Source organism: Kluyvera genomosp. 2, assembly GCF_036759865.1.
GTDB classification, from domain to species: Bacteria; Pseudomonadota; Gammaproteobacteria; order Enterobacterales; family Enterobacteriaceae; genus Kluyvera; species Kluyvera ascorbata_B.
In genome coordinates this window covers 1-14,944 of sequence record NZ_JAPKIA010000017.1, presented here as the reverse complement: position 1 = coordinate 14,944, position 14,944 = coordinate 1, and the positions used below count along the sequence as shown (strand labels likewise).

The window sequence follows — 14,944 nt, the reverse complement described above, 5'->3', positions numbered from 1 at the left end:
GACCTTGTCCTTAAGTTATCCGTTTAGATGGGCAAGCGCTTCCCCTAGCGCCAGCATGGCCAGCGACTGCCCGTAGGCGCGCTGACGAACGCGGATATCCAGATAGTGCTGGAGGTCGCGTCCTACCGATGTGCCAGCCGACACGTCAGCCACTTCCCCTTGATCGTTAATCCGTGCAATCAGCGCCTGGATGCCCGCCCACCCCGCATCACGGCAGCGGTTGTCCAGCAGCCCCAGCCGCGCGCCTTTCAGCAGCGCGTAGGTCAGCCCGGCGGTACCCGACGCTTCCTGATAGCTTTCAGGGTGATCGATTAACGTCGACCACATCCCGTTGTTATGCTGGTAGTGCACCGCCGCCTGCATCTGGCGGACAAATGCTTCGCGGATAAAGCGCGTATTGGCGTTATCGGCATTCGCCATCTCGAGAAAATCGACGCTGCCCACCGCCGCCCAGCCGTTACCCCGCCCCCACAGCGCCGCGCCGTAGTTGTTGCGTTCGATAAAGCTCCAGCCGTGCATCCACAGTCCGCTACGGCGGTCGACGAGATATTTGATGTGCAGTAAGAATTGATACGCCACATCGTCCATGTAGTGCGGTTTATTGAGCAGCTGTGACGCGCGGGCGTGGAACAGGCCGCTCATAAACAGCGTATCGACCCACAGCTGCTCTTCGTTGAGATGATCGCTGGTGCAGTGGGTGTAGCCGTTTTCCTGGGTGCGCAGCAGACGCGTGTCGATCCAGTCGGCGTAGTCGGCGATATCCGTCAGCCAGCCGGTTTCGCCGAGTTCCGCCGCCATGCAGGTGGCGGTCAGCATCGGCGCCATGCGGTTGATGTTTTTCTCCGGCAGCCCTTCAGCCATCCGCCGGGAGAACCAGCCGTTCAGGTAATCGAGGTAACGCGGCTCGCGGGTAATCTGATACAGACGCCAGATGCCGTAAATGCCCACCCCCTGCGACCAGTCCCAGTTTTCAATCGACAGGTCAGAAGCGATAACCTTCTGTTTTTTTAGCTCAGCGTCGTTGGTGCGCACCACAATCACTTCATTAAACAGCGTATCCAGCTTGCTTAAAATCGACTCTTTTAATAATTGCGACATAACCACCTCAATTACATGATCTTTTTCAGGACGCGCTGCGCGCGCTGGGGAAATTCATCGGCCAGTTGTTCAAGGGTGAGCTGCCCGTAGTCATAGCGCTGAACCGCATCGAGGAAGTAGGACAACAGCTGTGGGTTTTCAAACCACGGCGACGGCTCAATTTTGCCCATCAGCTGGTCTACCTGCGCCAGCCCCTGCACCTGGATCTGGCTGTTATCCAGCACGCCGTCCTGTTGCAGGACTTTTACCGCCTCGGCGCTCAGCGGCACGCCGCGCTGGAGGCCCATGGCTTTAATCCCCTGTGGGTCGTTGAGCAGGAAGTTAATCAGCTTCGCCGCCAGTTCCGGGTGTTTGCTGTTTTTACCGATGGAGAACATCATCGCCGGTTTAAAGAAGATGCCCGCATCGGTTGCCCCTGGCAGCATCGGATACGGCCCCACTTCCAGATGCGCAGGCGCGCGCAGGCTACCGGCAAAGGTACCGTCGGTGCTCCAGGTGTGGACGCCGCCGATTTTGCGGTCCAGCCATGGTTTAATTTCCCAGGCGTTGGCTTTGCCGAAGGCCGAGAGATATTTCATGGAAGGAATAACATGGTTATCCACCAGCTTTTTGTACATGCCGAAATAGTCCAGCCACTGTTCGCGGCTGTAGGTAAAGGCTTTTTTCTGCGGGTCGATCATCGGGATGTTGTATTTCTGCACCATATAAGAGTTCAGAAACGTCATGATGGTGGTGTCATGATTAGCGAGGATAAACGGGTAGTAGTCGTCTCCCAGCGTATTTTTAAACGCCGGACCGGCGGCAATCATCTGTTCCCAGGTCTGCGGGTAGGCAACGCCCGCTTTTTTCCACAGTTCCGGGTTGTAGTACATCGAACGCCCGGTCATCGCCACCGGCACACCGTTCAGCTTGCCGTTCATCGTCACCAGTTGCTTGCCCTGGCTGGAGAACTGGCTGAGGTCGATATTCGCCGACTGGCGGTTAATATCGTAAAACCCGTCGCCGTTCTTCGAGAACATCACCAGCCAGTTCCAGTTAATCTGCATCACGTCCGGTTCGGTATTGCCCGCCAGTTGGGTGCTCAGGCGGGATAAATAGCCGTCCCAGCCGCTGGGCTCGGTATTGATTTTAACGTCCGGGTTTTGCGCTTCGAAGGCTTTAATCGCCTCAGTGGTGGCCTGATGGCGCTGGTTGCCACCCCACCACGACATGCGTAATTCCGTGGCGGATTGCCCCACCGCTGGCCACAACATGCCCGCTCCCAGAACCAAACAAAGTGCTTTTAGCCGCATATTTTTCATTGTGTTCATCCTTTTTATGGATACAGGTCGGCAGGCTGCATGGCTCACCGGCCGGGTTGAGCCAATAGTCGGGAAAACGCGGCGGCGGGGAGAGGGTCATCACGCTGAGTTGTGATCAATTAGTGACAATAGTGTTTTTTATTGGTTTTTAATCATACGTAGTTGTGCGCAGAGAAACGGCAACAGGAAAAAAACTTGCGATCTCAATCACATATTTTGCCGTCGAACAAAGGTTGTCCAACCGCTTACCGCGAAAAGCAACCGCTTAGCCCTCACTTTCAACCGCTCACGCATTTACCCAACTTTACGCGCGCGTATCTCTGACAAACTCATCATCAGAATCAATACCTCCTCAATCCCCAAACGCAAAAAACAACGGCAGCTTCGGCTGATTATTAATCTTAAAAAAACCAGGTTTTACTATGGATACGAAAAAGCTATTCAAGCACATACCCTGGGTGATTCTCGGAATCATCGGTGCGTTTTGCCTCTCGGTCGTCGCCTTACGCCGCGGTGAGCACGTCAGTGCCCTGTGGATCGTCGTGGCGTCGGTTTCTGTTTATCTGGTGGCCTATCGCTACTACAGCCTGTACATCGCCCAGAAGGTGATGAAGCTCGACCCCACGCGCGCAACGCCGGCGGTCATTAACAACGATGGCCTGAACTACGTGCCGACCAACCGCTACGTGCTGTTCGGCCACCACTTCGCCGCTATCGCCGGTGCCGGCCCGCTGGTTGGGCCGGTGCTGGCCGCGCAGATGGGCTACCTGCCGGGTACGCTCTGGCTGCTGGCGGGCGTGGTGCTCGCGGGCGCGGTGCAGGACTTTATGGTGCTGTTTATTTCCACGCGCCGTAACGGTTCGTCGCTGGGCGAAATGGTCAAAGAAGAGATGGGCCGCGTGCCGGGCTCCATTGCCCTGTTCGGCTGCTTCCTGATTATGATAATCATCCTGGCGGTGCTGGCGCTGATCGTGGTGAAAGCCCTGGCAGAAAGCCCGTGGGGCGTCTTCACCGTCTGCTCAACCGTGCCGATTGCGCTGTTTATGGGTATCTACATGCGCTTTATCCGCCCGGGCCGCGTCGGCGAAGTGTCGGTGATGGGTATCGTGCTGCTGGTCGCCTCTATCTACTTCGGCGGCGTGATTGCCCACGACCCGTACTGGGGCCCGGCGCTGACCTTTAAAGACACCACCATCACCTTCGCGCTGATTGGCTACGCCTTTATCTCTGCCCTGCTGCCGGTATGGCTGATTCTGGCACCACGCGACTACCTCGCGACCTTCCTGAAAATCGGCGTTATCGTTGGCCTAGCGCTCGGCATCGTGATCCTCAACCCGGATCTGAAAATGCCAGCCGTGACCCAGTACATCGACGGTACCGGTCCACTGTGGAAAGGCGCGCTGTTCCCGTTCCTGTTTATCACCATCGCCTGTGGCGCCGTTTCTGGCTTCCACGCGCTGATCTCCTCCGGCACCACGCCGAAGCTGCTGGCGAACGAAAACGATGCGCGCCTGATTGGTTATGGCGCGATGCTGATGGAATCCTTCGTGGCGATTATGGCGCTGGTTGCGGCATCTATCATCGAACCGGGCCTCTACTTCGCGATGAACACGCCTCCGGCGGGCCTTGGCATCACCATGCCAAACCTGCATGAAATGGGCGGCGAGAACGCGGCGCTGATTGCCGCACAGCTAAAAGATGTGACCATTCACGCTGCTGCCACCGTCAGCTCCTGGGGCTTCGTGATTTCGCCAGAGCAGATCCTGCAAACCGCGAAAGATATCGGCGAGCCTTCCGTATTGAACCGCGCAGGCGGCGCGCCAACCCTGGCTGTCGGTATTGCGCACGTGTTCCACAAAGTGCTGCCGTGGGCGGATATGGGCTTCTGGTACCACTTCGGTATTCTGTTCGAAGCGCTGTTCATCCTCACCGCGCTGGACGCCGGTACCCGTGCGGGCCGCTTTATGCTGCAAGATTTGCTCGGTAACTTCGTGCCGTTCCTGAAGAAAACCGACTCGCTGGTCGCTGGCGTGGTTGCGACGGCGGGCTGTGTCGGTCTGTGGGGTTATCTGCTGTATCAAGGCGTAGTCGACCCACTGGGCGGCGTGAAGAGCCTGTGGCCGCTGTTCGGTATTTCTAACCAGATGCTGGCCGCCGTGGCGCTGGTGCTCGGCACCGTCATCCTCGTGAAGATGAAACGCAGCAAGTACGTGTGGGTGACCATCATTCCGGCAGTATGGCTGCTGATCTGCACCACCTGGGCGCTGGGCCTGAAACTGTTCAGCACCAACCCGCAGATGGAAGGCTTCTTCTTCATGGCTAGCCAGTACAAAGAGAAGATTGCTGCTGGTGGTGAACTGACTGCACAGCAGATTGCCAACATGAACCACATCGTTATCAACAACTACACCAACGCAGGCCTGAGTATTCTGTTCCTTGTGGTGGTGTACAGCATCATCTTCTACGGTTTCAAAACCTGGATGCAGGTGCGCAATAGCGATAAACGTACCGACAAAGAAACGCCGTATGTGCCGGTACCGGAAGGCGGCGTGAAGACCTCTTCACATCACTAACCTCTATGCCGGATGGCGCTGCGCTTATCCGGCCTACAAAAAGTGCATTAGTGTAGGCCGGATAAGGCGCTAGCCGCCATCCGGCTTTATTCATATCTGGATGAGACAATGTTTGGTAACTTAGGTCAGGCAAAAAAATACCTCGGTCAGGCGGCAAAAATGCTGATTGGCATTCCGGATTACGACAACTACGTCGAACATATGCAGACCAACCATCCGGATAAACCGTACATGACCTACGAAGAGTTCTTCCGCGAGCGCCAGCAGGCGCGCTACGGCGGCGATGGAAAAGGCGGCATGCGCTGCTGTTAAAGGAGACATCATGGCACCGATTGCAGTTACCCTACTTACCGGTTTCCTCGGCGCGGGCAAAACCACCCTGCTGCGCCATATCCTCAACGAACAGCACGGCTTTAAAATTGCCGTGATTGAAAACGAATTCGGCGAAGTCTCCGTCGACGATCAGCTGATTGGCGACCGCGCCACGCAGATTAAAACCCTGACCAACGGCTGCATCTGCTGCACCCGCTCTAACGAACTGGAAGACGCGCTGTTAGACCTGCTCGATAATCTCGACCAGGGCAACATCAGTTTCGACCGCCTGGTGATTGAATGCACCGGCATGGCCGACCCCGGCCCCATCATCCAGACCTTTTTCTCCCACGAGGTGCTGTGTGAACGCTATCTGCTGGACGGCGTAATTGCGCTGGTCGACGCGGTGCACGCCGACGAGCAGATGAACCAGTTCACCATCGCCCAGTCGCAGGTTGGCTACGCCGACCGTATTTTGCTGACCAAAACCGACGTCGCCGGTGAGGCCGAAAAGCTGCGCGAGCGTCTGGCTCGCATCAACGCCCGCGCGCCGATTTACACCGTCACCCACGGCGATATCGACCTGAATCTGCTGTTCAACACCAACGGCTTTATGCTGGAAGAGAACGTGACCTCGAAGCCGCGCTTCCACTTTATGGCCGACCAGCAAAACGACGTGTCGTCGATTGTGGTCGAACTGGATTACCCGGTGGATATCAGCGACGTCTCCCGGGTGATGGAAAACCTGCTGCTGGACTTTGCTGACAAGCTACTGCGCTACAAAGGGATGCTGTGGATTGACGGCGAACCGAACCGCCTGCTCTTCCAGGGCGTACAGCGTCTGTACAGCGCCGACTGGGACAGGCCGTGGGGCGATGAAGCGCCGCACAGCACACTGGTGTTTATTGGCATTCAACTGCCGGAAGCAGAAATTCGCGCGGCATTCGCCAGCCTGAAAAAATAACCCGTAGCCCTGCCTGAATCACGCCCCCCTCCGCCCGGAAGGGGGTAATTAAATGCGTAGAAATGTAAATATCCATTTTTATTCATGACAATTGGAATATTTTTGGAAACTATTAGAAAGACAATTAATTCACTGCCAACCAATATCCCCCGCTCTGTTCAAGGTACGTTTAGCCAAAAACTAAACGGGCGCTAAACGTCAAAACGCTAATTATTGACGCAGGTAAAAACAAACAGACAAGCAACAAAAAAATACCATGCCCACTACAATTCCAGTATTAAAAATCGACATGAGTCACATTTGCAGAAGTAAAATCCACTTGTTAAGGTGTCCTCAGATTAATTTTATGACGAGGAATAAACCATGAAAAAGCTTAATATCCTGCTCCTTTCCGCTCTGACCGCCGTATCCGGTTCCGCACTGGCGATGGGCGGTAGCCTTGAGCAGGGTAAAAACTTTACCAACCTGAATCTGGAAATGGGTAAATCCTCATCTGGCCTGTACGCAGAAAGCAACTGGCTGAAAAACACCGACGACGGCACCCAGACCGGCGGCGTGGGCGCAGGCTATAACCTGGAAGTCGGCCCAGTGATGCTGAACGCAGGCGCGAAAGCTATCTACATCGGCCCGAAAAAAGGCGATAACGGCGTGGCGTTCCCTATCGGCGGCGGCGTTAGCGTAGCCCTGACCGACAGCATCCGCGTATTTGGCGAAGGCTATGCCGCGCCGGAAGGCCTGAACAACAGCGTGAAAAACTACGTTGAAGCCAACGGTGGCGTAAGCTGGTCGCCAATTTCACTGGTCACGCTGAAAGTGGGCTATCGCCACGTCAGCGTTGACGGCAAAGACGGCCGTCCAAACCACACGCTGATTGACGGCGCTTACATTGGCGGCGGCGTAAACTTCTAACGTTACCCACTTCCCAAAAAAACCTGCCAGATGGCAGGTTTTTTTATGGCTGCCGCTATTGGCGCACTACCACCAGCTTCTGGTTCACAAACTCTTTGATCCCCAGATCCGACAGCTCGCGCCCGTAGCCGGAACGCTTCACGCCGCCAAACGGGAGTTCAGCCGCGGTATCGGTGAGCCAGTTGATGTACACCATCCCGGTCTCAATGCGCGAGGCCATTTTCTTCGCCCGTTCAATATCCGGGCTAAAGACCGCGCCGCCCAGCCCGTAGTGGGAATCATTGGCCAGAGCTACCGCTTCATCATCGCTCTTCACCACGTAAATCTGCGCGACAGGGCCGAAGAACTCTTCGAAATACGCCGGGTTATCGCGGGAAATGTGGGTCAGGATGGTGGGCTCGAAGAAACTGCCGTCACGCTGCACCGGCTTACCGCCGAGATGTAGCTTCGCGCCGTTTTTCACTGCTTCATTGACCTGTTTGGTCAGCGTCTCCAGCGCGTCTTTTGACGACAGCGGGCCAAGCGTGGTGCTTTCATCCAGCGGGTCGCCAATTTTTGCCTGCTTAAACGCCTCAGTAAACTTGCTCAGGAAAGCATCGGCAATTTTCTCATGCAGCACAAAACGTTTTGCCGCGGTACAGACCTGCCCGGCGTTGTTCAGGCGGGCATTGACGCCGATTTTCACCGCTTTATCGAGGTTGGCATCGTCCAGCACCACGAAGACATCGTTACCGCCCAGCTCAAGGGTCGATTTCTTAATGTGCTTCGCCGCCTGTGCCGCCACCACGCTGCCCGCCTTTTCAGAACCGGTCAGCGCTGCACCCTGCACGCGGTCGTCGGCAATAATGTTGGCCACCTGATCCTGCGAGATGTACAGGTTCGCCCACGCCCCTTCCGGTGCGCCCGCTTCACGCACCAGGTGCGCAAAGACCTCTGCGCAGTGCGGCACAATGCTGGCATGCTTCGCCAGCACCGGGTTACCTGCTGCCAGGTTCGGGGCCAGCACGCGCATCAGCTGGTAATAAGGGAAATTCCACGGCTCAACGGCCATTAGCACGCCGATAGGATGGTGTTCAACCCAGGCCTCGCCGAGCTCGGATTTGTACTTCACCGGCGCGAGAAACTGCTTCGCGTTGTCGGCATAGTAGCGGGCAATTTGCGCGCATAGTTTCACCTCGCCGCGACTTTGGGCGATCAGTTTGCCCATCTCCTGGCTGGCAATCTTCGCCAGCTCCTCAACGCGGGCATCTATCAAATCGGCTAATTTGTGGAGTACCGGCAGGCGCTGGTCGATATCCCCTTTTGCCCAGTCGGAATGGTAGAGCGCATCGGCCGCTTTCAGCGCCGCTTCAACGTCCGCGTCGGTATGAGAAGGGTATGCTTTGATAAGCTGGTTAGTGGCAGGATTAACTGTCTGGTAAGCCATCGTGAATCTCCTTGTTTTTACCGCTTAGGGTATTAAGGGTAGTCAATCTGGCTGGCTGCGGACGTAAAGTTGGGTATAAACGGAGGTTTCCGAATAGGCATCCCCCGCCGGACAAAACGGGGGATGACAGGGAAAAATTACCACTTCACCTGTAACACTTCCTGCGATTCCTTATGCGACTCCACCTCTTGCGGCGTTAACCACAGCGATTTACGCCCGAAGGTTTCGTACATTTTTAGCTGATCGTCATAGTGCTTATCCGCCTTGCCGTCCGGGGCAATAAACCCGCTTTGACCCGGCGCAACCACGTCCCAGGCAAGCACCGGGCTTTTGCTGGCCGACGGCGAGAACACGATCATGTCATTTTCCGTGCCGCGGTTCTGGTATTCCGCCTGATGACGCGCTTCATCCGCCGCCGCCTGCGGCACGCCGAAGAAGTTATTGGCCCGGAAGGTCAGCGCCATCGCCGGCGTTTTCCAGCCGTTCAGGTCGTTGCCGTAGCGCTTTGACAGCGTCTGCCAGGCATCGTCCAGCGCCGCCAGCACCACCTCGTGCTGCGGTTTTCCGCCAAACAGATCGACCGCCTGCGGAATCGGCGACTTCTCGCCCTGCAGCGCTTCGTAAAGGATCTTCGCCCCTACGCTGATGTTCAGCGAGCCGGTTGGCCCGTCCTGCGTCGTCTCATAGCCGCTGGCGCTGTACCAGTCACCGAACGGCTTCGGTACCGCCGTCACAACCGTGCGTTTCAGCATACTGGTCAGCCAGGCGTTGAGAATCGCCGAGCCCGGCTGCTGATAGGTTTTACCGCCTTCGTTGAGCAGGTTGCTGCCATCCCAGCCGGTTAGTTTATCCACCAGTTGGCGACGCGGGTCGCTCACCGGCAGGCCCGCCGTCGCGTCCTTGAGCGTCGGCAGGAAGAGCCGCAGGTTCAGATCCTGACGGCTGGTTTTGCGGATCACATCCCAGGCCTGATCGGCGGTAAAGCGCGGTTGCTTATCAAGAATGCGGTTAATCTCGGTCACGCGATCCGCGCCGCCCCACAGGAAGGCAAACAGATCGGATGCCGGATAATCTTTTTGCGGTGAGTTGTTCCAGTTGGCGATATAGCCCGACTGCGGGTTATACACTTTCGGGTTCAAATCAAAAGAGAGCAGCCCCTTCCAGTCCCACTTTCCGGTGCCGGGCACCGGCAGACGCGGGTCGTGTCCCGGCTGGCGGTCAGGATACGCACCGGTATGCACGTAGCCGATATTGCCGTTCACGTCGGCGTAGTACCAGTTGATGGTCAGCGCCTGTTTTGCCGCCTGCTGCGTCCACTCCTGCCAGTTTTTGGCTTTCATCTGGTGAGTCCACGCCAGCAGCGATGCCACCTCTTTGCCTTCCCACGCGCGCGCCTTGGCGTAAGCCGTTTGTGTGGCTGGGTCGGTTTTCATCACATTACCGTGCAGAGTGCGCCAGACGGTGAAGGTCTCGGGCTGGCCGTCTTTGACCTTAATGGTCTCTTCGCGGCTGAGCATTTTCACCCACTGACCGTTATGCTGGTAATAGCCCGGCTTATCTTTCGACAATTTTTCGGCAAATATGTCGACATCATCGCCGAAACCAGCGGTAGAACCCCAAGAAATCGTGCCGTTGTGACCAAACACCAAACCAGGATAAGCAAACGGCGTATTGCCGGTGACGTCGTAGCCCGCGCCGTGCAGGCCAATGCCGTAGGTATAAGCAGGCGCGTACCAGCCGAACTGCGGGCCGTTGACCATAATAGCTTTTGCATCCTGCGCTTTGTTTTTACCAATTACCCACATATTGCTGGTCGTTGGGTAGCCCGCCAGCCCGTTGGCCCCGCTCTGCGCAAACTGCGCGGCGATGGTTTCCCGGTTTTGTCCCGCCGTCAGCGCCAGCAGTGCGCCGTCTGCGCCTTTTGCCGGCCGGTCGAGCATCGGTGCTGGCAGGTCGTAGCGCGGGAGCAAGGCCGCCGTTTGCGTATTGTTAAGGTCAAACTTGAGCGGATAGTGGCTCTCCTTAGCGGAAATGGTCGTTGGCGCGGAAGGGTTAACCAGCCATTTTAGCTGGTCAAAGACCGCCATACCTCGCTGTTTACCGTATTTGTCTTTTAGCGCCGTCAGCAGCGCCAGGTTATCAATTTCGCTGGTACTGTCAGAGAATCGGTTCGCCATCGTGCCGACAAAAACCATAGCTACATCAAAAGGCTGCCAGTGCTGTGGTGCAAAACCAAAGGTGGAAAACTGTTTTGGCAGCAGCGTGCCGGGGTTGGCGTTCACTTTATCAATCCAGGCGTTCATGCCGTCGGCATAGCCTTGAAGGATGGACTTATCCTCCGGTGCTAGCGCCGCAATTTGCGCCCGGATAGAATCCGGCCAGTAGTTCTGGCGAATCCCCTTATCAAAACTGACGAACGACTTGCCGAGGACTTCAGAGACCGTGCCCTGCGTGCTGCGCCGCGCCATCTCCATCTGGAACAGGCGATCCTGCGCCACCACGTAGCCATAGCCGTAAAACAGCCGATAGGTATCATCGGCGTAAATATGCGGCATGCCGTATTCATCGCGAACAATCTTGACCTCGGTCTGGGCACCTGCCGCCAACGCGGAAAGGCTCCAGGAACACATCAGGGAAGCAGCAACACAGTTCACGATCATACGATTTGTATTTTTCATTGTATCCTCTTGCAGGTGTATGATTAGCGAGTTGATACTAGCTGTGAAGCAACACTTATCTATATGAGGCGAATGATTTCAGCGTGAACTGTGAGTCTGATACCAGTTATTTGATACATTAAATTCGTTAATGTGATCTAAAGCGAATCGTTTATTTTTCACACATCTCCACCCACCTTCCCCTAATGTGGTATAAAAATAAAAAACCGCCGGGGGAAGCGAATGACCACACCACGCGATATTCATCAGACCTTCGCCCGACTGCCGGGGCTTGAACGACGCAGCACCTGGCAGAGCACGCAGGCCTATAAGCGCCACAGTCACCCGCAGCTCTCGATAGGGGCGATTCTCGAAGGTGGAACGCGCTGCGTCTGTGACGGGCAGGAGTATCTTTTGTCACCCGGCGACCTTATCGTTATCCCCGCCAACGCGCCGCACAGCTGCAACCCGATACAAGGAAAGCCGCGCAGCTACCATATGCTCTATATCGACACGCCGCTGCCATTAGCCCGGCAGGTCATTCGCAACGATGCGCTGTTCAGCCTGTATCTCACCGTCGTTGAGCAGATGTCCGCCGACGCGCTGACCACGCTGTTATCCGCTCTTTCCCTGCGAACTGGCGTTAATGAAAAACTGCGTTCCACCAGCCAACATCTGCAGCAGGCGCTACTGGCAAACCCCGTCTCTCCCCCCTCCCTTGATGCGTTCGCCGCACGTTTCTCGCTGCGTAAAGAGACCTTAATCCGGACGTTCAAGCAGGATACCGGCCTGACACCCGGCAGCTTTCTTAACAACTCGCGCGTGGAGTACGCCAAAGCGCGGCTGCGTGCCGGAGACGATATCGCTGACGTCGCCTACCAGAGCGGCTTCGCCGACCAGAGCCATTTCCACAAAACCTTCGTCAGCTACACGGCCGCCACGCCGCGTCAGTACGCGCTGGGTAGATCAATATCAGACAATAATTAACGCCTCTTCAGGCCTACGCTGACCTCACGCTTTTTATTGAGGTCGCTATGGAACAGGTCACCACACTCTTCCCTCCCGCGTTTCCCGCACTGGCACTCGCGCACTTTATGGCGCTGCTCAGCCCGGGGCCGGACTTCTTTCTGTTGGTAGGCTACGCGCTACGCTTTCGACTGCGCGGCAGCGTGGGCGTTTGCCTTGGCATTGCGGCAGGAAACGGGTTCTACATTCTGCTGGTCGTTATTGGCTCCGGGCTGCTGCGCCAGGCACCGCTGCTCTTCACCGGTATCGAACTGATGGGCGCCGCGTACCTGCTTTGGGTGGGCCGCCAGCTGCTGAATAGCCGCGCCGGAACACAGGAGTGGCAACATACCGCATCGGCGCTGCCCTCGCTCACCCGACAGCTGCTGCTGGGGCTGGGCTCTTCACTGCTGAATCCGAAAAATGCGCTGTTCTATCTGGCGCTGATGACGGCGCTGCTCGGCCCGGATGTCACACTGGTACAGCAGGCCGTATGCGGAGTCTGGATGACCGGCGTCGTGCTGCTTTGGGATCTGCTGTTGATCGTACTGATCGCGCTGCCGCAGGTTCAGCGACGGCTCGGTAATCTGGTCTGGAAAATTGAACGGGCGGCTGGCGGCATATTGATCGGCTTCGGCGGCTGGATCTTATGGCAATTTATGTTGAGCTAAAACGCGGGCGGGCGACGTGTCAGGCACGTCGCCCGTATTTTTAACCCACTTCATCACGGCGCAGCCCAACGTCTTTCAACTGCTCATCGCTCATTCGCCGCAATACACGACGTGTTTGCTGCAAATGCCACCATTTTTTCATAAAGCGCCACAGTTGCACAAAGCCGATAAACGGCTGTTTTGCCCGGTTCTCGTGAAATTCCATACTTTGCCTCCTCACCTTGCCAGAGGCTTTATCTTCGCGGATTTCCGGTCCTGCAATACAGATTCAAAAAATACTTTTCTTTAACATACAGATTCGCTAAAACGATATCTGCGTGCGGTTTTTATCGCCTGACTGTACTGGTTTTCTCATCTGTATGGCGATCACTGGGGATACAGCAATGACGCGTTACCAACATCTGGCCAACCTGCTGGCCGAGCGAATTGAACAAGGGCTGTATCGCCACGGCGAAAAGCTGCCCTCCGTGCGCAGCCTGAGCCAGGAGCACGGCGTCAGCATCAGCACCGTACAGCAGGCTTATCAGACGCTGGAACAGCGCCAGCTGATCACCCCGCAGCCGCGCTCCGGCTACTTCGTCGCGCCGCAGAAAGCCCAGCCGCCGGTGCCGCCGATGTCGCGCCCGGTACAGCGCCCGGTGGAGATCACCCAGTGGGATCAGGTACTGAACATGCTCGACGCTCGCAATGACAAATCAATCATCCCCTTTGGCGGCGGCTCGCCGGACGTCACCCAGCCCACGCTTAAACCACTGTGGCGCGAGATGAGCCGGGTAATACAGCATAATATCGTCGACGTGCTGAGCTACGATGAACTGGCCGGCCGTCGCGAACTGCGCGAACAGATCGCCCGCCTGATGCTCGACGGCGGATCGGTGGTCACCGCCAACGATCTGATCATCACCAGCGGCTGCCACAGCGCGCTGTCGCTGGCGCTGCTGTCGGTATGCCAGCCTGGCGATATTATCGCCGTGGAATCCCCGACTTATTACGGCACCATGCAGCTGCTGCGCGGCTTAGGGCTGAAGGCCATAGAGATCCCGACCGATCCCAACACTGGGATCAGCATCGAAGCGCTGGAGCTGGCACTGGATCAGTGGCCGATCAAAGGGGTGATCCTCGTCCCCAACTGCAACAACCCGCAGGGCTTTATCATGCCCGACACCCGCAAGCGCGCGGTGCTGAGCCTCGCCCAGCGCTACGATATCGTGATTTTTGAAGACGATATTTACGGCGAACTGGCCACCGACTACCCGCGCCCGCGCACCATCCACTCATGGGATATCGACGGCCGGGTGATGCTGTGCAGCTCGTTTACCAAAACCATCGCCCCCGGCCTGCGCATTGGCTGGATAGCACCGGGCCGCTACTACGACAAGCTGCTGCAAATGAAATACGCCGCCAGCGGCACCAACGTGCCGTCGACCCAGCTGGCCGCCTCGAACTTTATCCGTGAAGGCCACTACCACCGCCACGTACGACGGATGCGGCAGATCTACCAGCGCAATATGGAGATCTACACCTGCTGGCTGCGCGAGTTTTTCCCCTGCGGGATCTGTGTGACCCGTCCCACCGGCGGCTTTATGCTGTGGGTGGAACTGCCTGAGCAGGTAGATATGGTGTGCGTGGCGAAGCAGCTGTGCCGGATGAAAATCCAGGTGGCGCCGGGATCGCTGTTTTCGGCATCGGGGAAGTACCGGAACTGCTTGCGGATCAACTGCGCGCTGCCGCCGATCGACAAGCACCGCGAGGTGATGGTGCAGTTAGGGACGGCGGTGAAGGTGGCGATGGAGTGAGATTAATCCACCGCCCATCGTTGATAACACATTGCCATAATGCTACGAAACTTAAGACTTTTTTGAAAATAATGGGTGTAACGGATCACTTTTTTCTTTGTCATTGTACTATCATCCACCGAATGATTTTTTCATGACATCCGTTTATCAGGGATATAAAAATGGTACAGGATCCACAAAATCTAGGGAAGGTGCGAACAAGTTCCTGATATGAGATCATCATATTCATCCG

At 56.5% G+C, this 14,944-nt stretch carries 12 protein-coding genes; 7 read left to right on the top strand and 5 right to left on the bottom strand.

From position 1 onward, the window contains the following. Positions 1-15: 15 nt before the first annotated feature. Together V6942_RS17875 and V6942_RS17870 are read right to left on the bottom strand one after the other, a co-directional pair. Positions 16-1,098: a glycoside hydrolase family 88/105 protein gene (locus V6942_RS17875; RefSeq protein ID WP_182929525.1), complete on the bottom strand. Its 1,083-nt coding sequence runs from the start codon at positions 1,096-1,098 to the stop codon at positions 16-18. 11 nt (positions 1,099-1,109) lie between these two features. Further along, positions 1,110-2,399, bottom strand: a complete 1,290-nt coding sequence (locus V6942_RS17870; RefSeq protein ID WP_333501595.1) for an ABC transporter substrate-binding protein — start codon at positions 2,397-2,399, stop codon at positions 1,110-1,112. 422 nt (positions 2,400-2,821) lie between these two features. Here V6942_RS17870 and btsT point away from each other — a divergent pair, with 422 nt between their 5' ends. From btsT to V6942_RS17850, 4 genes are all read left to right on the top strand, one after another. Next, entirely contained in the window at positions 2,822-4,972 is a 2,151-nt protein-coding gene (gene btsT, locus V6942_RS17865) for a pyruvate/proton symporter BtsT (protein WP_035893371.1), read from the top strand. A 108-nt stretch (positions 4,973-5,080) separates the two neighbouring features. Continuing rightward, positions 5,081-5,284 (top strand): YbdD/YjiX family protein, encoded by a 204-nt coding sequence (locus V6942_RS17860; RefSeq protein WP_035893372.1) that lies wholly within the window; start codon positions 5,081-5,083, stop codon positions 5,282-5,284. A gap of 10 nt (positions 5,285-5,294) precedes the next feature. Beyond that, a complete protein-coding gene (gene yjiA / locus V6942_RS17855; RefSeq protein ID WP_035893374.1) occupies positions 5,295-6,248 on the top strand; it encodes a GTPase in 954 nt (317 codons plus the stop codon). A gap of 363 nt (positions 6,249-6,611) precedes the next feature. Continuing rightward, on the top strand, positions 6,612-7,157 hold the full coding sequence (locus V6942_RS17850) for a YfaZ family outer membrane protein (RefSeq protein WP_035893376.1): 546 nt from the start codon (positions 6,612-6,614) through the stop codon (positions 7,155-7,157). A gap of 55 nt (positions 7,158-7,212) precedes the next feature. Here the strand turns inward: V6942_RS17850 and V6942_RS17845 are convergent, their stop codons facing one another. Then, on the bottom strand, positions 7,213-8,583 hold the full coding sequence (locus tag V6942_RS17845; RefSeq protein WP_333501594.1) for an NAD-dependent succinate-semialdehyde dehydrogenase: 1,371 nt from the start codon (positions 8,581-8,583) through the stop codon (positions 7,213-7,215). A 137-nt stretch (positions 8,584-8,720) separates the two neighbouring features. Further along, positions 8,721-11,261, bottom strand: a complete 2,541-nt coding sequence (locus V6942_RS17840) for a penicillin G acylase (protein ID WP_333501593.1) — start codon at positions 11,259-11,261, stop codon at positions 8,721-8,723. Positions 11,262-11,483: 222 nt separating this feature from the next. Here V6942_RS17840 and V6942_RS17835 point away from each other — a divergent pair, with 222 nt between their 5' ends. Further along, entirely contained in the window at positions 11,484-12,227 is a 744-nt protein-coding gene (locus V6942_RS17835; RefSeq protein WP_333501592.1) for an AraC family transcriptional regulator, read from the top strand. Between the two features lie 47 nt (positions 12,228-12,274). After that, positions 12,275-12,916 carry a LysE family translocator gene (locus V6942_RS17830; protein ID WP_333501591.1) on the top strand — a complete coding sequence of 214 codons (642 nt, stop codon included), beginning with the start codon at positions 12,275-12,277 and terminating at the stop codon, positions 12,914-12,916. A gap of 40 nt (positions 12,917-12,956) precedes the next feature. On the opposite strand, the gene V6942_RS17825 is transcribed toward V6942_RS17830, so the two are convergent. Then, complete coding sequence (locus V6942_RS17825) at positions 12,957-13,121, bottom strand: DUF1127 domain-containing protein (RefSeq protein WP_072011371.1); 165 nt, start codon at positions 13,119-13,121, stop codon at positions 12,957-12,959. Positions 13,122-13,299: 178 nt separating this feature from the next. On the opposite strand from V6942_RS17825, the gene V6942_RS17820 reads away from it, so the two are divergent. After that, positions 13,300-14,712 (top strand): PLP-dependent aminotransferase family protein, encoded by a 1,413-nt coding sequence (locus tag V6942_RS17820; protein WP_333501590.1) that lies wholly within the window; start codon positions 13,300-13,302, stop codon positions 14,710-14,712. Positions 14,713-14,944: the final 232 nt, after the last annotated feature.